The 22,014-nt window shown below is 65.1% G+C and carries 18 protein-coding genes and 1 pseudogene; 9 read left to right on the top strand and 10 right to left on the bottom strand.

The window, feature by feature from the left end; genetic code table 11:
* Positions 1-580: 580 nt before the first annotated feature.
* Together WKB25_RS02845 and WKB25_RS02840 are read left to right on the top strand one after the other, a co-directional pair.
* A complete protein-coding gene (locus WKB25_RS02845) occupies positions 581-937 on the top strand; it encodes a hypothetical protein (protein ID WP_033832433.1) in 357 nt (118 codons plus the stop codon).
* A 46-nt stretch (positions 938-983) separates the two neighbouring features.
* Entirely contained in the window at positions 984-1,460 is a 477-nt protein-coding gene (locus tag WKB25_RS02840; protein ID WP_340568665.1) for a cold-shock protein, read from the top strand.
* Between the two features lie 121 nt (positions 1,461-1,581).
* Here WKB25_RS02840 and WKB25_RS02835 read toward each other — a convergent pair whose 3' ends face one another.
* Positions 1,582-2,022 carry a hypothetical protein gene (locus WKB25_RS02835; RefSeq protein WP_340568664.1) on the bottom strand — a complete coding sequence of 147 codons (441 nt, stop codon included), beginning with the start codon at positions 2,020-2,022 and terminating at the stop codon, positions 1,582-1,584.
* A gap of 365 nt (positions 2,023-2,387) precedes the next feature.
* Between WKB25_RS02835 and WKB25_RS02830 the strand changes: the two are divergent.
* Positions 2,388-3,125: pseudogene (locus WKB25_RS02830) on the top strand (magnesium chelatase domain-containing protein); the annotation flags it as partial.
* Between the two features lie 62 nt (positions 3,126-3,187).
* Here WKB25_RS02830 and WKB25_RS02825 read toward each other — a convergent pair.
* Positions 3,188-3,904 (bottom strand): hypothetical protein, encoded by a 717-nt coding sequence (locus tag WKB25_RS02825; protein ID WP_340568662.1) that lies wholly within the window; start codon positions 3,902-3,904, stop codon positions 3,188-3,190.
* A gap of 130 nt (positions 3,905-4,034) precedes the next feature.
* Between WKB25_RS02825 and WKB25_RS02820 the strand changes: the two genes are divergently transcribed.
* The 3 genes from WKB25_RS02820 (at position 4,035) to WKB25_RS02810 (ending at position 10,472) form a co-directional block, all read left to right on the top strand.
* Entirely contained in the window at positions 4,035-5,540 is a 1,506-nt protein-coding gene (locus tag WKB25_RS02820) for a YifB family Mg chelatase-like AAA ATPase (protein WP_340568661.1), read from the top strand.
* A 183-nt stretch (positions 5,541-5,723) separates the two neighbouring features.
* On the top strand, positions 5,724-6,092 hold the full coding sequence (locus tag WKB25_RS02815; protein ID WP_340568660.1) for a hypothetical protein: 369 nt from the start codon (positions 5,724-5,726) through the stop codon (positions 6,090-6,092).
* A 36-nt stretch (positions 6,093-6,128) separates the two neighbouring features.
* Complete coding sequence (locus tag WKB25_RS02810; protein WP_340568659.1) at positions 6,129-10,472, top strand: AAA domain-containing protein; 4,344 nt, start codon at positions 6,129-6,131, stop codon at positions 10,470-10,472.
* Here WKB25_RS02810 and WKB25_RS02805 read toward each other — a convergent pair.
* The 3 genes from WKB25_RS02805 to yidA all read right to left on the bottom strand — a co-directional run bounded on the left by WKB25_RS02805 (position 10,469) and on the right by yidA (position 14,595).
* On the bottom strand, positions 10,469-10,771 hold the full coding sequence (locus WKB25_RS02805) for a hypothetical protein (RefSeq protein WP_340568658.1): 303 nt from the start codon (positions 10,769-10,771) through the stop codon (positions 10,469-10,471). The genes WKB25_RS02810 and WKB25_RS02805 overlap by 4 nt on opposite strands.
* Positions 10,772-11,019: 248 nt before the next feature.
* Positions 11,020-13,338 (bottom strand): TonB-dependent receptor, encoded by a 2,319-nt coding sequence (locus WKB25_RS02800; protein ID WP_340568657.1) that lies wholly within the window; start codon positions 13,336-13,338, stop codon positions 11,020-11,022.
* Positions 13,339-13,761: 423 nt separating this feature from the next.
* Positions 13,762-14,595 (bottom strand): sugar-phosphatase, encoded by an 834-nt coding sequence (gene yidA, locus WKB25_RS02795; RefSeq protein WP_340568656.1) that lies wholly within the window; start codon positions 14,593-14,595, stop codon positions 13,762-13,764.
* Between the two features lie 172 nt (positions 14,596-14,767).
* Here yidA and WKB25_RS02790 point away from each other — a divergent pair, with 172 nt between their 5' ends.
* The gene (locus WKB25_RS02790; RefSeq protein WP_340568655.1) at positions 14,768-15,430 is read left to right on the top strand and encodes an exopolysaccharide biosynthesis protein; all 663 of its coding nucleotides are present in this window, start codon (positions 14,768-14,770) and stop codon (positions 15,428-15,430) included.
* 113 nt (positions 15,431-15,543) lie between these two features.
* Here WKB25_RS02790 and WKB25_RS02785 read toward each other — a convergent pair whose 3' ends face one another.
* The 3 genes from WKB25_RS02785 to WKB25_RS02775 all read right to left on the bottom strand — a co-directional run bounded on the left by WKB25_RS02785 (position 15,544) and on the right by WKB25_RS02775 (position 18,127).
* Positions 15,544-16,854, bottom strand: a complete 1,311-nt coding sequence (locus WKB25_RS02785; protein ID WP_340568654.1) for a sorbosone dehydrogenase family protein — start codon at positions 16,852-16,854, stop codon at positions 15,544-15,546.
* Entirely contained in the window at positions 16,847-17,287 is a 441-nt protein-coding gene (locus WKB25_RS02780; protein ID WP_340568653.1) for a DUF2231 domain-containing protein, read from the bottom strand. The genes WKB25_RS02785 and WKB25_RS02780 overlap by 8 nt, the downstream gene beginning before the upstream one ends.
* Before the next feature lie 414 nt (positions 17,288-17,701).
* Positions 17,702-18,127 carry a hypothetical protein gene (locus WKB25_RS02775; protein WP_340568652.1) on the bottom strand — a complete coding sequence of 142 codons (426 nt, stop codon included), beginning with the start codon at positions 18,125-18,127 and terminating at the stop codon, positions 17,702-17,704.
* A gap of 257 nt (positions 18,128-18,384) precedes the next feature.
* Between WKB25_RS02775 and WKB25_RS02770 the strand changes: the two genes are divergently transcribed.
* A complete protein-coding gene (locus WKB25_RS02770) occupies positions 18,385-20,151 on the top strand; it encodes a S8 family serine peptidase (RefSeq protein WP_340568651.1) in 1,767 nt (588 codons plus the stop codon).
* Positions 20,151-20,732, top strand: a complete 582-nt coding sequence (locus WKB25_RS02765) for a DNA breaking-rejoining protein (protein WP_340568650.1) — start codon at positions 20,151-20,153, stop codon at positions 20,730-20,732. The genes WKB25_RS02770 and WKB25_RS02765 overlap by 1 nt, the downstream gene beginning before the upstream one ends.
* 149 nt (positions 20,733-20,881) lie before the next feature.
* On the opposite strand, the gene WKB25_RS02760 is transcribed toward WKB25_RS02765, so the two are convergent.
* Together WKB25_RS02760 and cyoD are read right to left on the bottom strand one after the other, a co-directional pair.
* The gene (locus WKB25_RS02760) at positions 20,882-21,568 is read right to left on the bottom strand and encodes an SCO family protein (protein WP_340568648.1); all 687 of its coding nucleotides are present in this window, start codon (positions 21,566-21,568) and stop codon (positions 20,882-20,884) included.
* 113 nt (positions 21,569-21,681) lie between these two features.
* Positions 21,682-22,014 (bottom strand): cytochrome o ubiquinol oxidase subunit IV, encoded by a 333-nt coding sequence (gene cyoD, locus WKB25_RS02755; protein ID WP_025877422.1) that lies wholly within the window; start codon positions 22,012-22,014, stop codon positions 21,682-21,684.

Raw genomic sequence — 22,014 nt, 5'->3', positions numbered from 1 at the left:
GCGAGCCCCTGAGTAGGAAGCTTGGTCTTTGCCAATTCGGATGTCCGCTTCCGGCCAGAAGCGGACGTCCCGCCCCGGCTCCCCGCGCGTGCAAGTTGGCGGCATCTTCCGGTTCCACCTCATGGGCGTCCCGGCAGTATGGCTGAGCAAGCGATGTCGCAATTGCCATAACGCGAATCATCCTTCCGAGGAACTGGTCAACAAAACCCCATGAACACCGAAGCCCCTGTCCCCCAACGACTCTTGCGGCACGTCCACCCATGCGACAATGCCAAAAACGTCTCGGGCTCTGGCGGGATTGCCCCAACCCCTTGGCATTTCAAACAACATCAGGCAACTCTGGTAGAGCCACCGACAACGGGTGGCCGGGCGTCGAAAACCCGAGCTATTAGGAAGTTGTTTACGCTTGTCAGCCGGCACCACCACGCGTGGTGCCGGCTGGCAATCCGTCTGCCGGCTATGGCGGGCGGTGCGTGGGGGCCTTGCGCCCGCCGGTTGTCCTAATAGCCCGGTTTTCGAGCCACGCATCGTCCGCCACCTTTATCGGTGGCGGCTTCTGCCTGCTTGCACGGAGCCTGCCATGACCACGCCGCACTCCCCTCCCCCGCGCCCCATCCAGGAAGCGCCATCGCCCGCCCCTGCGCTGGACCCCAACAGCCTCATCGCCATCCTGCGCAGCATCGGCGCAGGCGCTGCGGCCGACGGTCAGCCGTGGCCCGAGCGACATCACCTGCGCAGCCGGCAGATGCAGTTGTCCGACGCCGACTGCGCGCTGACGGGCCAGCGCATCGTGCAGGAAATCCTGCTGGCGGCCGAGCGCACGCGCCAGAACGGTGAGCCCGACCAGTACGTGGGCGACCGGGTGATGGAGGGGTTGGTGATGGCCGATATCGCACTTACCGCCTTCATCCACGAACGGGTACGGCCACAGGACTGAGAGCGCGCTTGTGGGCGTGACGTTCTGTTTGCGTGCGGGGTGACGAATGAAGAAGCACGGCCTTGTCGCTGCGACGGCGTGCATCGTGATGATCGGCGCGGTATGGCCGGGATGGCCTGAGCCAGCGGGCGATCAGGTGTGGGCCTACCAGAAGCTGCAGCCAGTCGACTACCGGCTGCTGCACAGTGATGCACTCGGCTTCGTGACCGCCAAAGCAGATGAGGGCTTTGAACTGCACACGCGCTATGCCGGGGTGACGTCCTTCGAGATCCGCTGCAAGGGCGTCCTGGTGATGGACGTGGAGAACGCCCCCTCACGCGTGCTGATCCGGGTGCCCGCCGATGCACTTACGCGGGCACCGGATATCGAGCGCCTGCGCCTCAGTTTCGAGCGATGGTTGGACTACCACCAGAGCCAGGGCGCGTTGCTGGTGGAGAGTGCAGGAACATCGTGGATCGAAGCGCTGTTTGGGCGCTTCAGTGGGGCGGTCCCTGATGGGCAGCGGTGTCCAACTAGAGCTTGAACTCCAAATCGTCCTGTTACTCAAAATCGGGGAGACGTCGGCCTGACTACGTTGAGGGAGTCCAAGTTCGGACGAAGAGGGTTGCCGTTCGTTATCGAACTTGAGCGCCCGGACATCGGTCTCAGAACTTTACTCTGCTGTAAACGAGGTCCAGTTCTTCATCATGCATGACCCAGCGACCAGCATTGCCCTCCGGACACAGGTAGAACTTTCCGGCGTAATTTGACGCGCGCGACCAAGCGCTTCGGGCGAACTGGGGAAACCGCCGCATGACTCGCGCGTCCGGCATCTCCGGCCTGCTTGCCAGCGTGCAGTTTTCAGGAAAAGTAAGAATCCCGCTGGTTAAACGAAAGACCAACCAAGACTCATTGGTGTCCATGTCATGCGTCTCTTGTATGTTGACAGCATCCTCAGGCAACCACCCGGGCAACCACTTCGATTCACCGATTGCCTGTCTCGAAACGGCTTGGTTTCGGTCTGCATATTGAGTGCTTGCAACTTCCGAGCAGCCAGAAAGTGCGAGTGCCAGCGTGACCATCAGGAAGAGCTTGCGAGTGTTCATTGGAGGCATGCAAGTCATCAGTAGGGGAAATTTCCACCGGGACGATAGCTCCCGCACATCTGCGAGCAACTCCCAGCAGGGGTTATTCGTCCAGATGATCGTCCAAGGCGAACTGTGTACACACCGGTCTCTGTCCTAGTCACGCCAAGCTGGGCGTCCTGCAGTCCCATTGGCTCAACGAGCGAGATCCGAAGAAATGTCCTTGCTCGTGGGGAAAAAGGCAAGTCGGGAGCGCATTCATAGCCAACAGAGGGCGCGCTGCGTGGTGGGGAGGAATCCCACTAGCGGCTTCTCCAGCAATCCCCGATGGCTACCAGCAGATCGCCCGCCTCACCATCAAGCGCCCCCTCCGCAGGAATCCACACATGAGCCTGGCGCTGGTCCACAGCCGTGCCCGCGCCGGGGTCGATGCCCCGCTGGTGCGGATCGAGGTGCATCTCTCCGGAGGCCTGCCGGTCACCCAGATTGTCGGCCTGGCCGAGACCAGCGTGCGTGAGTCGCGCGAGCGCGTGCGTGTCGCCCTGCTCTGCGCGCGCTTCGACTTCCCGCAGCGGCGCATCACTTTGAACCTCTCCCCGGCCGACCTGCCCAAGGAAGGCGGACGCTACGATCTGGCGATTGCCTTGGGCATCCTCGCTGCCAGTGGCTAGGTTGATCCGCAGTCGGTGCTGCAGTACGAGTTCCTCGGCGAGGTGGGCCTGACCGGTGAGCTGCGCCCGGTATCCGGCGCGCTACCCGCCGCCATCGCCGCCGCCGAAGCTGGGCGCATCCTGATCGTGCCACTGGGCAACGCTGCCGAAGCTGCCCTCGCCCAGCATGCCGATGTGCGCGTGGCGCGCACTCTATTGGAATGCTGTGCCGGGCTCGGGAATCCACGTTTGCTGCCGCAGGTGGAACGCGTCGACACCACACCCCTGCCATTGCCGGATCTCGCAGACGTACGCGGGCAGGCGCTCGCGCGCCGGGCGTTGGAAGTGGCGGCGGCCGGTGGCCATCATCTATTGCTGATCGGCAGCCCGGGCTGCGGCAAGACCCTGCTGGCCTCGCGCCTGCCCAGCCGGCTACCGGATTCCGAAGAGATCGATGCCCTGCAGTTGGCTGCCTGAAATCGCGCATACGCAGATACCCGCTTGCGGGCGTCGAAAAAATCGCATGTCAAAGACTGTCACCATTCCGGATGATAGCGATCCTTGTACTCATACTGAATCAATCCTTGATTTACATATCGTACTGAACTTGCGCCAAGGGTGTTCTCGGCGAACGCCAAGGCCCCCTGAATCGAATCAAACATCCACTCATTTCCGAATGGAAAATCAGGATCTACCGCCTCGAACTCGTAGACGTCTAAAAATTCAGGGGTTCCATTGTCAAAAGCTTCGCAAAGGCGGACCCTCCAAGAGCCAAGACTACTGCGCTCGATAGAGACATAGCGAATCACGAGCTCATCTTGCTCATGCCCCTCAGGAAGCAACTGTTCAATGTCACGCCCAGCGGCAAGACTGCTTCTTACGTCCAGATCATTTAGATAGCGCACTTGTCCTCCAGGGGGGCGATTTCCCATCTCTTGACCACGCATTTTCCAGTGCAGACGTGTATCCGAAGCCCGCATCTTCTGCGTTACTCCTTGGTTTTTTAGGTTCGGATGAGCTCCTGGAATATTGTATTGGAATGGCAGTACTTCATGGATCGCCGATCCGGGCATCTGACCCGCATGATGAAGATCCAAAGGTACTTGCCGGCCGGCCATGTTCCGCGTTGGCACAAAATCCAGGGATGCGCTCTGCTTCCTAGAAGGCAAATCCCAGCAGTGCTTTGAGCTCCCCGCATACACGTCCGGAAGCGATGCCCTTCCGAGTATGGAAAAGGCGAATCGAGCGCGCATTCTCTGACCAGAGTCGAGCACGCTGCACAGCCTTGCAGGCCGGAATCCCTAGCCACTTCTCCAGCAATCCCCGATGGCTACCCGCAGGCGGCCGCCGCACCATCAAGCGCCCCTCCGCAGGAAATCACACATGAGCCTGGCGCTGGTCCACAGCCGTGCCCGCGCCGGGGTCGATGCCCCGCTGGTGCGGATCGAAGTGCATCTCTCCGGCGGCCTGCCGGTCACCCAGATTGTCGGCCTGGCCGAGACCAGCGTGCGCGAATCACGCGAGCGCGTGCGTGCCGCCCTGCTCTGCGCGCGCTTCGACTTCCCGCAGCGGCGCATCACCTTGAACCTCGCGCCCGCCGACCTGCCCAAGGAAGGCGGTCGCTATGACCTGGCGATTGCCTTGGGCATCCTCGCTGCCAGTGGCCAGGTCGATCCGCAGTCGCTGCTGCAGTACGAGTTCATCGGCGAGCTGGGCCTGACCGGCGAGCTGCGCCCTGTGTCCGGCGCGCTGCCCGCCGCCATTGCCGCCGCCGAAGCGGGGCGAATCCTGATCGTGCCGCCAGGCAACGCTGCCGAAGCCGCCCTCGCCCAGCACGCCGATGTGCGCGTGGCGCGCACCCTGCTGGAATGCTGCGCCGGGCTGGCCAATCCACGCCTGCTGCCGCAGGTGGAACGCGTGGACACTACGCCGCTGCCGCTGCCGGATCTGGCCGATGTACGCGGGCAGGCGCTCGCACGCCGAGCGTTGGAGGTGGCCGCCGCCGGCGGCCATCATCTGTTGCTGATCGGCAGCCCCGGCTGCGGCAAGACCCTGCTGGCCTCGCGCCTGCCCAGCCTGCTGCCGGATAGCGAGGAGATCGATGCCCTGCAGTTGGCGGCCATCACCTCGGTCAGCGGCGAAGGGCTGGACCCGAAGCGTTGGCGACAGCGGCCGTTCCGGGCGCCGCACCACAGTGCGAGCGCTGCGGCATTGGTGGGCGGCGGTAATCCGCCCTGCCCCGGCGAGATCTCGCTGGCGCACCACGGCGTGCTGTTCCTGGATGAACTGCCGGAGTGGAATCGCAGCGCATTGGAAACCCTGCGCGAACCGCTGGAGTCGGGTCACATCCGCATCTCCCGCGCGGCGCGCAGCGTGGTCTACCCGGCACGTTTTCAACTGGTGGCGGCGATGAACCCGTGCCCCTGTGGCTGGGCCGGCGACCGCAGCAACCGCTGCCTGTGCAGCGACGAGCGCATCACCCGCTACCGCGCGCGGGTATCGGGCCCGTTGCTGGACCGCATCGACTTGCACATCAACGTGAGCCGCATGGATGCGGTGGAGCTGCGCGAGAGCACGCCGCTGGGCGAGCCCAGCGCCAGTGTTCGCTCGCGGGTGGAAGCGGCACATGCGCGGCAACAGTCGCGTGGTGGCCTCAACGCGCACCTGCCGCCTGCTGCCCTGCGTGCGTGCACGCGACTAGCGGAAGCGGATCAGGCTCTGTTGGAACAGGCCATTGAGCAGCTGCAGCTCTCAGCGCGGGCAATGCATCGCATCCTGCGCGTGGCGCGCACCATTGCCGATCTTGCCGAAAGCGAGAGGATCCAGACCGCGCACCTGGCCGAGGCCATTGGCTACCGGCAGCTGGACCGGGGCAAGCCAGGCACCTAGCGCGCCACTGCATCCAAGAAGGAATCAGATTCATCTGATATCTGCCATGCCACCTGCGTCCTGACCATTTCCGCGAGCCCATACACTAGGAGACGCGGTTTGCTCAGGATGCTCATCATGGGCGGGCAGGAAGCCGCCCGTCAGCGGATATCACGGACGATAGGACGGCGCGGCCTCATCCGCATGGAATCGATCTACAGCGTGGACAGCGGCCTGTCGGTGCTGGAGTGGCGCAACTACGACCTGGTGGGAACGTTCCTGGCGGCTGGCCTCGGCAAGCGCCTGCAGGAGTCGTTCGTGCTGCGCGATGCCAAGGTACAGCTGGTGCTGTTCGGCATGGGGCTGAGCGAAGAAGTGGCCAGCATCCGCCTGCGCCTGCGCGCGCAGGGCCTGCCGTCGCCGATTCTGGTCCGAACCGACTTTGACAGCTACGACGAGTCGCTGTTCTGGCGATCGCTGACGGCGCACATGATCCTGCCGTCGGTGCAGGAGGGCGCTGTCCCCCTCCCCGCCACGGGCGACGCGTGCGACCATGCAGGGCCCAGTCCCTAGCGGTGCCTGCCTCGCCAGGTGCCCGCCCAGCCATTCATGAGCACTCCCCAGCCGCCGCACCTGCCGACCTCCAATGCATCCGCTCCGCTGACACCTGCGGCAACCGGCGGCGGATCAGTGGGTGAAACGAAGATGCGCGAAATCGCGGTGCGGATCTCGCAGTACTTCCGCGATTTCCTCGAGTCCGATTTCAAGCGCGCGCAGGCCCCGCGGCGCCGCATCGTGCTCACCAGCGATTCCGGCTTCCGCGCGGGCATGCGCACCGCGCCCTACCCGGCACTGGACAAGGAGCTGTGGAAGCTGCTCAGCCGCCCCTCCGGCGAGGAGCTGTCGTTCACCATCGGCCCGCGCAGCTATACCCGGCCGATCAGCGCGACGCTGCGCCGCATCGTCGAAGAGCAGGTCAACGCCATCACCGAGACCGCCATCGCCACGGTGCGCGTAGCCGTGCTGGACAAGGCACGTGCCAGCATGGCCGGTGCGCTGGAAGACCCGGAAGCCTGGGTGGAATCAGTGCAGGGCAGCCTGGTGGATGCGATGTGCGTGCAGGTGGTGCGGCCGCTGATCGCGCATCTGGCCGGTCCACTGCAGGGCCAGGCGTACTGGGTGATGGATTCGCTGCACGCGGCGGAATCGGACCTGGTCACCCGTTCCGTTGTCGATCTGTACCAGACGCTGCCGGAAGTGCTGGCACGCCTGCTGGCCACTGGCGACGAGCTGCCGCTGCAGCTGGCCTGCGAGCACCAGCTCACCCGCGACGGCACGATCAGCGCGCTGATGGCGTTCTTCGAGAACTTCGTGGCGGCGGACGCCTTCCATGAGTTCCGCGACCTGGAAACCTATGTCGCCACCGGCGATGGCCTGCAGCTGTATCTCTACGTGGGCACGCTCAAGTACGCGGGCGTGCAGTACCCGGTGTTCTACCTGCCGCTGGACGTGGTGCGGGCCAAGGATGGGTCCGGTTACACGCTGACGCTCAGCAACCGCCTGTTCGCCAATCGCCGAGCGATCGACTTCGTGCTGCAGGAGCTGGCCGTGGGCATGGCGCGCGAGTGGGTGTCGCCGATCCAGGAACGGATCCAGTACCTCGACCCGGCTCAAAGCCTGTTCGAAGTGGCGGCATCGCTGTTCCGCCAGGTGGCCAATGCGGTGGATCTGGGTGGCGAGGTCTCGCTGTCCTCGTCTGCCAGCGAGGCATCCACCGCCACCGTGGCGCTGTCGCCTGCGCTGCACCTGGCTGCGTTCGAGCGCGCTGACGAGGCGCTGCTGAATGATTTCGAAGAGATCATCGACCAGGCCCGCAATGGCGGGTCGAAGCTGGTGGACCTGTTCCACGGCATGGTGGAAGGCGTGCTGATGCGCAACCCCGAGCCGATCGGGGAACGGGTGGAATCGGCCTGGGATGCGCTGCCGCTGGTGGAGCGCATGGTGTTCGATTCGCCCATTCCGTTGAATGAGGAGCAGCGCAAGATCCTGCTGGCCGTGCGCGAGCCACAGGGTCGTATCGTGGTGGTCGAAGGCCCGCCCGGCACCGGCAAGTCGCACACCATCACCGCCATCGCCGCCGACTGTGCGTTCAACAAGAAGAGCTGCCTGGTGCTGTCGGACAAGACCGAAGCGCTGGACGTGGTGTACGACAAGCTGTCCGATGCGATGAGCCGGGTTCGCCACGATCGTGATTTCCCCAACCCGATCCTGCGGTTGGGCCAGCAGGCAGCGAACTTCAAGCGCCTCACCTCCACCGGCACGATCAGCCAGGTTTCGGCCTTCGCCAAGGCCATGAAGGCCAACCAGCCTGCACTCGAAAGCGAGCGTCAGGACACGGCGCAGGCACTCCGGCAGGCCATCTCCAGCACCGTGCAGACGCTGGGGCGTGTATCGCTTGCCGCCGTGAAGGCCATGCACGAACAGGAGGCGGAGCTGGGCGAGCGCGCCCCCGCAGTGCTGCAGCAGGTGCACGCGGTGATGGATGCCAACGTGCTGGCCGAGCTGGAAGCGGTGACCGCGCAGGCGGACGTGCTTGAAACCTATCTGGCCGACCTGTTCGGCAGCACCGACTACACCCCGGCATCGCTGGACCAGCGCATCCGCCGTGATGCGGTGACCACCGCCTTCCTTGCCGACCGACCGGTTGACGGCTGGGCGCTGTTCGAGTCGTTGGATGCCGACCAGGTGCGGCTGCTGGGCACGCAGCTGCTGCAGTACCAGCAGCTGAAAATGCCGGTGCTGGGCTATCTGCTGCGCGGCAATGCCGTGCGCGGGCTGGAACTGCAGCTCAACCAGCTGGGTACCACGCGGCCGCTGCTGCTCAAGCACGATGCCGCGGCGTTGCAGGCCATCGTGCAGGGCGCAAACGCGCTGCGCATGAAGCTGGAGGCCGAAGGCCTGGGCGCGCAGCTGCCGGCCAGCTACCGGCAGATCGCCCACGGCGCCGCGCCGGGACCGGGTGCGGCGGTTGCACGGCAGGCAATGACCCTGCTGGCGCGGCTCAATCCGGCCATCGTCGAGGCCCTGCTGGCCGAGCCGAAGGACGATCCCGCACTGTGGGCGCTGACCCTGCGCTTCCTGCAGGGCTGGATGGCCACGCGCAAGGCCTTCGTCGACGCGCCGCAGTACGACTACGTGGGCACCAAGACCAAGCTGGAGCGCCTGAACACCTCGGTGATGAATGCCCATGTGGATGGGCGCCTGATCAGCTTCATGGATCATCACCGCGCCGACGCGCGCGCTCTGGCTGGCGTGATCGCCAACCGGCAGAAGTTCCCGGTGGACAAGTTCGAGAGCGTGCGCGCGTCGTTCCCGGTGATGATCGCCAGCATCCGCGAGTTCGGCGAGTACATGCCGCTGGCACCGGACCTGTTCGACGTGCTGGTGATCGACGAAGGCTCTCAGGTGTCAGTGGCGCAGGCGCTGCCGGCGCTGCTGCGCGCGCGCAAGGTGGTGGTGCTGGGTGACTCCAAGCAGTTCTCCAACGTCAAGGCGGCCAACGCCAGCATCGCGCTGAACGACAAGTACCGCTCGGACCTGGTCAACTACTTCCGCGCCAACGTCAGCCAGCAGGCCGATGTGCTGGAACGGTTGGCCATGTTCGATGTGAAGCGTTCGGTGCTGGAGTTCTGCTCGCTCTCGGCCTCGTATTCGGTGATGCTGCGCAAGCACTTCCGCAGCTATGCCGAACTGATCGGGTTCTCGTCGTCCACCTTCTACAACCACCAGCTGCAGGCACTGAAAATCCGAAGCCAGCCACTGCAGGAGGTGATCCGCTTCAGCCAGGTCGATGCCAGCGGGCACCGCACCAGCCGCAGCAGCAACGACGCCGAAGCGGCGTTCATCGCCGAGCGCCTGGTCGAACTGCTGGATACGGAGGCGCCGCCTACCGTAGGCATCATCACGCCGTTCCGCGAGCAGCAGACGCTGTTGTCCAAGACGCTGTTCAACCATCCGCGCGGCCGCGAATTTGAAGAGCGGCTTCGCCTGAAGGTGATGACGGTCGACTCCTGCCAGGGTGAGGAACGCGGGCTGATCTTCTATTCGATGGTGGCGACCGCCGGCCAGGATGCGCTGAACTACATCTTCCCGGTCAGCCTGACCGGCGCGGTGGATGCGGTGGAGGACAAGCTGAAGGTGCAGCGCCTGAATGTCGGCTTTTCCCGCGCGCAGGAGGCGATCTGGTTCGTCCACTCGATGCCGGTGGATGCGTTCCGCGGTGCGATCGGCAATGCGCTGCGTTACTACGCCAGCCAGCTGGACCGCCCCGCGCCCGACGCCGCGCAGACCGACGCGCGCAGCCCGATGGAATCGAAGGTACTGCAGTGGCTTCAGCAGACGCCGTTCGTGTTGGAACATGGCGATGCGGTCGAGATCATTCCGCAATTCCCGGTGGGCGACTACCTGCGCCAGCTCGACCCGACCTATCAGCACCCGGCGTGGCGCGTGGACTTCCTGGTGACCGTGCAGACCGTGCGCGGCGCGCTGCAGATCGTGATCGAGTACGACGGCTTCGAGTTCCACTTCCGCCGCGACAAGCCGGTGCATGTGGGTAACCACGAGCGCTATCTGGTCGAGGCCGACGTCGAGCGCCAGCTCACGCTGGAAAGCTACGGCTATCGCTTCCTGCGCATCAACCGCTTCAACCTCGGCAGCGACCCGGTGCAGACGCTGTCCGATCGGCTCTATCGCCTGATTGAAGTGGCCGGCACGGAAATCCGTTCGGCAGCGGTCGATCAGGTGATCGAGCAGGTGCAGGGGCTGGAGTCGAAGGAAAAGAAGGTCTGCAGCCGGTGTGGGCAGATCCGCAGCCAGGAGGAGTTCTTCGACCCTGACCTGCGTGCCGGTGCCGGCGGCGTGGGACGGATCTGCATGCCCTGCAAGGCGGGTTAGGCGGTGCTGCCGGGTGCCACAGCGCGCACTGCCACCGCCGCCAGCCTGCGGCTGACCAGCGCGTAGAGTTCTTCCAGTTCGGCCGCGCGTGCGTCGGTCATGTTGTTACCGAACAGCACCCGCGACAGCGCGGCCTTGTGGGTGTCGTCGGGATAGCGCGCCCGCGCCCGGTATACGGTCTGCAGCACCAGCCAGGCGAGGCGGAAGCCGCCCCCGGGCAGCGGGCGGATCACGCGATCATAGACCTGCCAGAACTGGTACTCGGCCTCCAGGTCGACCGTCGGTGCGGCGAACGGCACCGGACGCGCACGTCCATGGGCGCGCCTGCGGACCGGAGGGAAACGGGGGTTCTGCTGTGCCATGCCTACAGGATGACCCAGCAACATTGTGGGAACCTTGCGTTGGTGCCACGAAATCAGTGCGGATCGTGCAAACAGCGGATGGGGTCGGAGCCCTTGGCGTGGTAAAGGGGTCCGACCCCGGTCATGGCATCCGCCGAGGCGCCGCGAAGTACATCCACGCATGGCGTGGATCTACGGGCAGAGGATTAGAACGACATCGAGGTGCTGAACATCACCTGCCGTGGTGCGCTGCGCTGCAGGGTCTGATAATCCCCCGAGAACGACGAACCGGCGATGGTGGCGGTGCCGATGTTGTTGCGGTTGAACAGGTTGCTCACGTCCAGCCGCAGCTCCAGCCCGGGCACTGGACTGTCCGCACCGAACCGATACGCAGCATAGGTGTTGACCTGCCAGAAGGCCGGCACGCGGATGTCGTTCTCGTAGGTGAAGGGCTGGCGCAGGTACGAAGTGCTGGTGGCACCAAAACGCCAGTCACCGAAGCGGGCGGACAGGTCGCTGACCAGCGAGATCTGCGGGTAACCCGGCTGTGCATTGCCCTTGATCGGGTACACGGTGTCGCCCACCACGAAATCGCTGTCGTAGTACGAGCGCGCCAGTGCGATGCCCTGGTAGAACTGCAGATGATCGGTGAGGTCGGCGGTGATGCCGAGGTCGGCACCGATCACGTGCATCTTCGGCATCAAACGCACGGTGTTGATCTGCGCGAACTGGGTACCGATGGCGGCCGACAGGAGGCGGTTGCGGATGTCGTTGTAGAACACATCGCCGGTGATCGTCAGCCGGTCGAAGCGATGCGACGCACCCACGGTCAGGTTCCAGTTCTTCTCCGGGCGCAGCGTGCCCGCCACGCGATCGAACTCTTCTTGGTCGGTGATGGTCCACGCCGAGGCGGTGTAGCCGATGTTGCCGCGCTGGGCGACGCGATAGCCGTTCATGGTGTTGGCCAGGTCGATGAAGGCATCGGTGGATTCGGTCGGGCTCCAGAACAGCGAGACATGTGGCAGGAAGTTGCTCTTCGCGCGCAGCGTGCCGTTCACCGGACGATCCTTGGCATCACCGAGGCCGCCGCCGCTGGTGCGGAAGTCCACGGCCTTGAAACCAACGCCCAGCTTCAGCGTGTCGTTCAACACGATGTCGTCTTGCAGGTAGAACTGGCGCGAGCGGGTCACCCAGCTCGACGCGTTGTCGGTCTTGAACGCGGGACCGTACACATCGAACGGACCGGTGGCCTTCAGCGGCGGGCCCTCGCCCAGCAGCGGCTGCTGGTACCACTCGGTCTTGGCCGCGGCCTTGCTCTTCTCCTGCCAGAAGCCGGTGGTGATGGTGTGCGCACCGGTCTCGAACTGCAGGTTGAACATGCCGCCCAAGCGGTTGAGCCGTGGCGTCTGCACCTGTTCGGAGAAGGGCGCGCCGTTCGGCGACGGCACGGTCGGGTCGGTCAGGGTGGCCTGGGTGTGGCTGTTGGCGTTGTACAGCTGCACGTTGCCGCTGAGCGCGGGCGTGATCTGGAAACGGTGGTTGATCGAGGCGACGCGGTCGCGGGTCACCTGGCCGGTGTCGTACGGAATCAGCTCGGACAGCTCACCGCAGGTGTAGGCGCCGCAGGATTTGTCGGCGTTCTCCGGCGAAGCCACGTAGTACGCCCACGCATAGTCCGGATAGAAGCTGTCGGCCTTCCAGCCCAGCTTGCGGATCATGTCGAAGGAGATGTTGTTGTAGCCCCACACTGCGGCCTTGCTGTCGGACAGGAACACGGTGAAGTCACCCCAGGCAACGTCCTGCTGCAGCTTCAGGTCGCCGCGCAGGAAGTTCTGCGTGCCCTCGCCCTGGTACTTGTCGGCCGACACGCGCTGCAGGTCGACCAGCAGCTTCGGGCCGTGCTCGCCCAGCTGGCCGCTCTGGCCCGAGACCGTGGTGACCAGCGTGTTGTTGCTGCCCACGCCCTGCTTGATGCGCAGGCTGGGCGTGTCCTGCAGTTCTGCCAGCCGGTACTCGAGGCTGCCGCCGTTGACGCTGCTGGAGAACACGCTGACCGGCGCACCGCCCGGGCTGACCGTGATCGAACCGATGCCATCGGGTACGCCGACGTTGACCACGCTGGTGCCGGTAAGCGAGAGGAAGCCGTTGTCGTTCAGCGGCACGCCCTCGAAGGTGATGCCCATTTCATTCATGCGGAAACCGCGCACGAACAGGCTGGTGGCGGAAATGTCCAGACCGAGACCATCGGTGGCGGTGTAGCTGGCACCGGGCACGTTCTTCAACATCGACAGGCCGTTGTTGCCCGACACCATCGCGTCGAGGTCGGTGGCGTTGATGACGTAGCGGTTGGGGCCGACCACCTGGGTGGGGGCAACGGCAGCACCGCGTGGGGTGGCGATGACCTGCAGCGCGTTCAAGGTGGTGGGGGTGTCGTGCGCGGCGTCGGTGGACTCTGCGGCATAGGCGGGTGTGGCAATGACCGTGATGATGGCCAGGGCGAGGCGCGTCGTGGGTGGGGTGTTCATTGGCAGATCCAAGGTGCGGGTGAAGATGGCGCAGGCGCACGCCCAGCGCGTTGCAGCGCCGTTGTGCGGCGCGCTGGCTGGCGGTGCGATTGCGTTGAAAGGCGTGGCAGCGCAGTGGTTGCCTGGGCAATCCAGGCGCCGACGGCGTAGCGCAAGCGGATCCGGATCAGCAGATGGGAACGATCATCTGCGAGGGTGTACGTTCCTCAACGGTGGCGTGCGTGGGAGTGATTTCGACGTGCGAAATTCTTGCATCCACCTGCCGCTTGCGCCATCGCGCGTTGGTACAGCGGCGATGACGATGGGGATGGCCGGGTTATACGTGGGTATAGCCCGGGCGTGGTAGAGGCCGACCTTGGTCGGCGCTTGCCGTCTGCGTGTGCCAACCAAGGTTGGCACCTACCGGCGAAGATGGTCGCGCGGTTACTGCAGGACGAAACGCTCGATCGCCTTGGCCACGCCTTCATCGGCGTTGGTCGCGGTCTCGAAACGTGCGGTGGCCTTCACCGCCTCGATGGCATTGCCCATCGCCACGCTGGTGCCGGCGTACTGCAACATGGTCAGATCGTTTTCCTGGTCGCCGATGGCCATCACGTTGGCGCGATCAATGCCCAGGTGCTCGGCCAGCTTCTGCAGGCTCGGCCCCTTGCCGGCGCGGCGGTCGAACACTTCAAGGAAGAACGGCGCGCTCTTCAGCACCGCAAAGCGCTCGGTCAGCGCAGCCGGCAGGCGTGCGATGGCAGCATCCAGCACCTCTGGTTCGTCGATCATCATCAGCTTGATGAAGGACATGCCCGGGTCCATGTCGGCCACGCGGCGGTACGACAGTGGCATGCGCGAAAGATGCGAGTCGGCCACGGTGTAGATGCTGATGTCCTGGTTGGGCGTGTACATGCGCTGCGCATCAAGAGCCTGGAAATGCACGCCGATCTCGCGGGCGACCTGTTCGCAGTACACGAAATCGTCGAAGCTGAGCGGATACTCGACCACCGTTTCGCGCGGGCCGATACGCTGCACGAGGCCACCGTTGCAGGCGATGCAGTAGTCGTCGTCGCCCTCGATGCCAAGTTCCTGCAGGAACGGTGCAAGCCCTGGAACCGGGCGGCCGCTGGTCAGCACGATGTGCACGCCCAGCGCGCGCGCCTCGGCGATGGCCTGTTTTACCCGCGGAGTGAGCTTGTGGGCGGGGTCCAGCAGGGTGCCATCCATATCGATGGCGACCAGTTCGATGGTCGATTGCCTGCGACCCATGTCCATCATCTTCAACCAGTGCGGGGGATGCCCATTTTAGGCCAGGCCGCCTGGCGCTGCCGGCCTCATGGATCGTTCACCTCCGCGCAGCGCGGGCCGGAGATACTCATCGGGCCTGTGCGTCCCCCACCGCAGGACGGCCCTATCGACCGCCCTTCCCTGGACATTCTTTCGACGCATGACCTACCAAGCGCCCGACGCCAACGACACCGCCCCGCTGGCCCAGCAGATTGAAGACCTGATCGACGGCCTGCCCGGCGACCATATCCGCGTCGGCACCCTGCTGCATGCGCTCGGCGACGAAGGCCTGATGCTGGTGGTGATCCTGCTGTCAGCGATCTTCCTGATTCCGGTATCGATTCCCGGGCTGAGCACGGTGTTCGGTGCGTCCATCCTGCTGATCGGCCTGAGCCGCGTGCGCAACCGTCCGCTGTGGGTGCCGCAGCGCTTGGCCGACAAGCAGATCGCCACCGACAAGCTGAAAGCCAACCTGGGCCGTGCCCTGAAATGGGTGCATCGCATGGAGCGGTTGTCGCGGCCGATGCGGCTGGCAGCAATGGTGCGCTCGAAGAAGATGATGCGGTTGAACAACCTGGCGCTGGTGTTCGCCACGATCCTGCTGATGCTGCCGGCCGGGCCGATCCCCTTCAGCAACACGCTGCCAGCGCTGGCGCTGATGTCCTTCGCCATCGGTTTCATCCAGCGCGATGGCGCGGCGGTGGCAGCCGGCTACGGCTTCGTGGTGGCGTCGGTGGTGTACTTCGGTGTGCTGCTGGGTGGTGTGGGGTTTGCGGCCGAATCGGTGTTCAGTGGGTTGCGCACCGGGCCATCAGCGCTGTAGAGCCGAGCCCATGCTCGGCTGCTCTTCCATCTGGGCGTAGAAACCCCGCGCTGCGCACATCAGCCGAGCATGGGCTCGGCTCTACAGAAAGCCTGTGATGCGAGGGTGGTCGGCTACTTCGCCGACACCCGCCACACCACGTCGCCCACATCGTCGGCGACCAGCAGCGCGCCCTCGGCATCGATGGCCATGCCGACCGGCGCGCCCATCAGCGTCTTCTCGTCCTTGGACGCGAACCCGCTCACCACGGCTTCCGGGCGGCCGGCCGGCTTGCCGTCCTTGAACGGCACGTACACCACTTCGTAGCCGCTCAACGGCGAGCGGTCCCAGCTGCCGTGCTCGCCGATGAAGGCGCCACCGTGGTACTTCGCCGGCAATGCCTGGCCGGTGTAGAACAGCAGGCCCAGCGGTGCCACGTGCGAGCCGATGGCGAAGTCCGGGCGGATTGCCTTGGCCACCAGGTCCGGCCGCTGCGGCTGCACGCGCTCGTCCACATGCTGGCCGTAGTAGCTGTAGGGCCAGCCATAGAAGCCATGCTCCTGCACCGAGGTGAGGTAATCCGGCACCAGATCGGCACCGATCTCATCGCGCTCGTTCACCACCGCCCACAGCTTGCCGGTGCTCGGCTCCCAGTCCAGGCCGGTGGGGTTGCGCAGGCCCGAGGCGTAGATGCGGCTGCCGCTGGTGGCCACGTCCACTTCCAGTACCACCGCACGGCGGTACTCGACGGCCAGGCCGTTCTCGGTGATGTTGCTGTTGGAGCCCACTCCGACGTAGAGCTTGCTGCCATCGCGGCTGGCCAGCAGTTCCTTGGTCCAGTGGTGGTTGATGGTGCTGGGCAGGTCGGTGAACTCGCTGCCCTTGTCGGACATGCGGGTTTCGCCGGGCACGTAGTGGTACTTCATGATGTTGCCGGTGTTGGCCACGTACAGCGTGTCGCCGATCAGCTGGATACCGAATGGCGAGTGCAGGTTCTCGATATAGACGTGCTGGGTCCAGGCGTTGGTACCCGGCGTGCGCCGCAGCAGGGTGACCCGGTTGCCGCCCTTGCCGGCCTTGCCCGAGCGCGCCTTCACCTTGCCGGCGATCCACTGCTTGGGCGTGGTGACCGGCTCTTCGCCGGGGCCGTTGCCTTCCACCACCAGCACATCGCCGTTGGGCAGCGACAGCAGCCGGCGCGGATGCTGCAGGTTGGCGGCGATGCGCTCGATCTTCAGGCCGTCGGCCACCGACGGTGCCTGGCCCTCGGCCCAGCCCACGCCCTTGGGCACCTGCATCGGCGGCATCAGGTAGTTCTGCGGCGCGGGCAGCGGTGGCTGCGCACCGGACTGATCGGCCGGGTGGTATTCAGCCTTGCCGGCACAGGCGGCCAACGCCAAGGACAACGAGAGCACGCCCAGGACGGGCAGGATGCGCTTAGCCATGACGAGCTCCTTGCAGCACCGGCTGCTGCAGCGAAAGCACGATGAAACCGAGCGCGATCAGTGCCACCGTCAGCGCGGAGAGGATGGTGCCCGGTACCGCCGCCGCATAAGCGTCGCGGCTGTGCACGAAGGCGTTCCAGACGGCCAGCACGATGGCGATCAGGTTGAGCAGGAAATCGAGGCGGTCGGCGCCGGTGGCGGTGCCGTTGCGGCGCCAGACCGCGAACAGGTTGATCAGGCGCGGCAGGATGGCGATCAGCAGGCCGAAGGTGATCAGCCACGCGGCCGATTTGCCCCACATCACTTCAGCGGTGTTGAGGTAGAGGATGTCGAAGATGAGGCCGGCCACGAAGAAGCCGAACGGTATCGGATTCAACAGGCTGAAGAGTGTAGTGCCGAGGCCGCGGTGGGCCTGGGCGACGGGGTTGACCATGGTCGTGCTCCGTACGGGGAAGGGCTGCACGGGCTGTAGTAGCACAGGGGGGCGGGAGGGGGTGCGATGACCTGGGCATCGGATCGCCTCGACACTATGGCGATACCCAATGCGAAGTCCGCACGACGTGGCCAGCACCATCCAGCTCCACCGACCACGCCTCGATATGGGGCAGGAATGGATTTTCGTACCACAGCCGTTCCACGCAGGTGCCGCTGCATGGCGTGCTGGCATAGCGTGAAAACCGTTGTCCACGCGGCTCGGTGACATCGGGTGCACCCAGCGCATTGATGACCACCTCTCGGCGGTCCCCCGGCTGCAGGGAAGCGATGCCGCGACCGGTCAGGACGGAAGTAGCCGAGCATCCCCCCACGTAAAGCACGGCTGCCAGCGCCAACTGCCACGCCAGGGTCCTCACGTCTGCTCCTCCGCATCTGGCTCCATGGCGGCGTCGCGTATCTCATGGAACGGCAGCATGGTCTCGAAGCCGAATTCGTGTTCCATGCTGATGCGGACCAGGCCGCCAATCGCGTACCAGCTGGTGTTGGCGTGTACATCGATGCCACGCCAGCCACCCTCGGCCAGCAGGTCCAGCGTCTGCGCCCGGGGCATCTTTGTCCTTTCCTCCCACAGCAGCGCACGGCGGTGCCGTTTCATCAGCAGGCGCAGCTGCTTCACCGTGATGATGTTGAATGCGCTGAGCTCCGGCAGCAGCTCGGCGATGTCCGCGTCGGTCCCGTAATCGTGGCGACGGTGATACATCGACAGCACCACCTTGCGGATGGTGGCCACGGTGAGTGGGGCCAGATCGGCACGGGCGCGGGCATTGGGGCGTTTCATCCAGTGTCCTCCGGGGGGGCAGGCATGGTGGCATGGCGGGTTGTGCCAACCAAGGTTGGCATCTACCGAAGCACAGGCCAGAGCGGCGCAGTCGTCATTACCAGGCGGCATAAGTGTTTGTGACGCATTTGGCACATCAGCACATTGGCTGCGTGACGAGGTAGGGGGTTGTTCGTTGTGCCGCGTTTGGCTCGTTGCGATGGGGCAGATCCGCCCCGCCGTCCTGCCATGCCGATTCACAACAGAAGGATTCGTGTATGAAGCGACACACGCAACGCTCCGCGCCACCGCGCTCTGCGCGCCTGGCCCTGGCCACTGCCCTGATATTGGGCAGCCTGGCCCTTACCGCCCAGGCGCAACAGGCCGACCCGCTGGCGGGTATCCAGTGGCATCTGCTCAACACCGGGCAGACGGTACCGGCCGATACGCTGCCGGTGGCCGGCAACGATCTCAACGTCGATGGGCTGTTCCGCAATGGCATCCGTGGCCAGGGCGTGGTGATCGGCATCGTCGATGACGGCCTGCAGATCGCCCACCCGGATCTGGCCGCGAACGTGGCGGCGGTGGCCGGCAAGAACTTCGCCAACGGCTCCAACAACCCCACGCCGTCCAATCCCGATGCCGACAACCACGGCACGATGGTGGGCGGCATCGCCGGTGCCGTGGGCGCCAACAACCTGGGCGTGCGTGGTGTGGCCCCGGCGGCGACACTGAAGGGCTTCAACGTGCTGGCCTCCAATGCGCAGGGCAACCAGCAGAGCAACATCGAATACGCTTGGTGGGATGGCGCCGAGTCGGCCGATGTGCAGGTGTTCAACAACAGCTGGGGCGCCGGCCCGGGCAACCCCAACCTGCCCGTGGCCTACAGCCAGAACACGGTGAGTTCTTACGAGCAGGCATTGTCGGGCACGCGCGGTGGCCGCGGCGGCATCTACGTGAAGTCGGCCGGCAACAACTTCAACAATGCCTCGATCAGCCAGACCCAGGACGTCTGCACCACCGATACCAAGAACCGCAACACCGGCTGTGTGCCGGCTGGCCGCGATCCACGCAACAATCTGTTCAACGTGATCACCGTGGGTGCGGTGCGCGCCGACGGCGTTCGCTCGTCGTACTCGTCCACCGGTTCGGCACTGTGGGTGTCGGCCTTTGGCGGCGAGTACGGCCTGCAGGCGCAGTACGCACCGAACCTGGTGGCACGTGCATACGATCCGGCCATCGTCACCACCGACGTGACCGGCTGCACGCAGGGCAGCAACAAGAACACCAACCGCCAGAACACGCTGGACAGCAACCTGTCGGCGATCGACAGCACCTGCAACTACACCGCGAAGATGAACGGTACGTCGGCGTCGGCGCCGATGGTATCGGGCGTGGCGGCGCTGGTGCTGGAAGCGAATCCGAACCTGTCCTACCGCGATGTGAAGTACATCCTGGCCACCACCGCTACCCGCAACCACCCGAACCAGCCGGCAGTGACGCTGGCCGACGGTCGCACGCTGGTGCCGGGCTGGACGGTGAACGCTGCCAACCGCGCGTACAGCAACTGGTACGGCTTCGGTGTGGTCAACGCGGCGCGTGCGGTGCAGGTCGCCGAGACCTTCCAGTCGTTGGGCCCGCTGCTGGACACCGGCTGGCGCACCACGACGCGCACCGTTGCCATCGGCAACACCACCAACGCTGCCGCACGGTTGACCTTCCAGGTGGCCAATGGCGCACGCAACATCGAGTCGGTGCAGCTGGGCTTCCGGGTCAACCACAGCAACACCCGCCAGCTGCAGTTCGTGCTGGTTTCGCCCAGTGGCACGCGCAGCGTGGTGCAGCCGGCGTTCACCGCCATCGGCTCGGGTACCAATGGCGTGCAGCGCAACTTCACCAACTGGGATCTGCTGTCCAGCAACGCCTTCCTGGATGAAAACGCCACCGGCACCTGGACGCTGGAAGTAACCGACATGGGGCAGGCCGCGAACGCTGCATCGCGCGGCAACCTCGAATTCTTCAAGATCCGCGTTCTGGGGCACTGATGATGAAGACGACCATTCTGTTGAGCACCCTCGCCTTCGCGGCGATGACCTCCCCTGCCTGGGCACAGAGCTCGGGGCAGACCCCACCGGCCCGGAGCCTGTCCACCGTGGATGCGCAGGAACTGAAAGCCTCCGCCACCGGCCGTTCGTTCGATGTGGGCGGCGCGCGTTTCCAGCTGTCTCCTTCGACCACCGTGAAGCAGGCCGCAGGCGGTCAGTTCACGATCACCCCGCAGGCGGCAGCGACCACGACCAGCGCGCGCAGCAAGCGTTCACTGGATGGTGCAGCAGCAGGCGGCGCTGATGCCGGTGCCGGCAAGTTCGCGGCGGCGGTCTCCAACGACGGTGCGCCGGTGGTGGCGACCTCGCGGGTAAAGGTGTTCTTTACCGATGCGGCGTCTGCACAGCGCGCGGCGAAGGCCACTGGCGGCACCGTGGTGAAGGTGTCCAAGGCCGCTGGCCTGGCCATCGTGGAGTACCCGTCGGTGAACGCGGCGCTGGATGCGAGCACCCGGCTGCTGTCGACCGCGGGCGTGCGCGCGGCCGAGCCGGACGTGGTGCAGTGGGAAGAGAAGAAGTGATCTAGGGCGTTGCGTGGTACCCCCGGTCGGTAGGCTCTCCTGGCCGGCCGGGGGATTGGCGAGCGGGCGTGCCGACCAACGGTCGGCACCCACCAGATTCATTCATCGCGTGTCGACCAAGATCGGCACCTACCAGGGAGATGCGTCGTTCAGCGTGTGGCGACGCTCGCGCTGTACGGCAGTTTGCATGCCGCCATTGCCTCGCTTCCTGCCGCCGGATGTTCCGGTTCCAGCAACAGCCGCTGCACATCCGAGAACAGCTGTTCCACTGGCATGCCATAGGGGGCGAACAGGCGCAGGCGACCCTGGCGGTCGAACACGTAGCCGCCGGCGATGTGGCTCATCGTGTAGGTATCCGGCAGCTGCCCGGGCTCTTTCTCGTAGAACGCCTTGAAATCGCTGGCCATCGCCGAGAGCTGTGCTTCATCACCGACCAGTGCCATCGCCTTCGGGTCGAACGCGTGCACGTAGGTGTGTGCGACGTCGGGGGTATCGCGCGCCGGGTCCACGCTGACGAACACCACCTGCAGCTGGTCGGCATCCTTGCCCATCAGGTGCTTGACCTGGCTCAGTTCGACCATGGTGGTCGGGCACACGTCCGGACAGCTGGTGAAGCCGAAGAACAGGTAGGTCACCTGCCCCTGCAGGTCCTTCGGGCCACGCAGGGTGCCGGCGCTGTCGGGCATGATCCAGTGCTGGCCCAGTTCCTCGCAGGCGATGTCCTTGGAATAGAAATCCATGCGCGACTGCGCGCTGCAGCCGGCCAGCAGGCCGAGTGCGAGGCCTGCGGCAAGCAGCGGCAGGCGGAGGGAACGAACAACGGAAGCAACACGCATCACGGGTACCACCAACACGAGGTGGGCGCGGTCTCGGTCAGGCCTGCCCTGGGGGAGAGAGGGCTGAGGTGCCAGGGCGATCGCGCACTCCTTGCCGATCGCCCCGGCCACGGTCAGTTGATCATCATGTGGTAGTGCATGCTCCAGATGATCCAGATCGACAACGCGACCACGATGAACAGGATCACCAGGGTGAACACGAAACTGGCGAGGTTCCAGCCACCTTCGGACTTGCGGTCCATGTGCAGGAAATACACCAGCTGCACCAGGATCTGCGCGACCGCGAAGCCGACCAGCAGGAACAGCGTGACCGGCCGCGACAGCACCGGGTTCATCACCAGCGCGAACGGCACCACTGTCAGCAACGCACACAGCACGAAGCCGATGAGGTAGGACTTGGTGGAACCGTGCGCATTGCCGGCGCGCGAGGTTTCGACGTGGGCCAT

This window comes from Stenotrophomonas sp. G106K1 (assembly GCF_037969685.1).
In the GTDB taxonomy this organism is placed as follows: Bacteria; Pseudomonadota; Gammaproteobacteria; order Xanthomonadales; family Xanthomonadaceae; genus Stenotrophomonas; species Stenotrophomonas lactitubi.
Note: the sequence above shows the minus strand (reverse complement) of the source record. Positions and strands in the feature narration are given on the sequence as shown.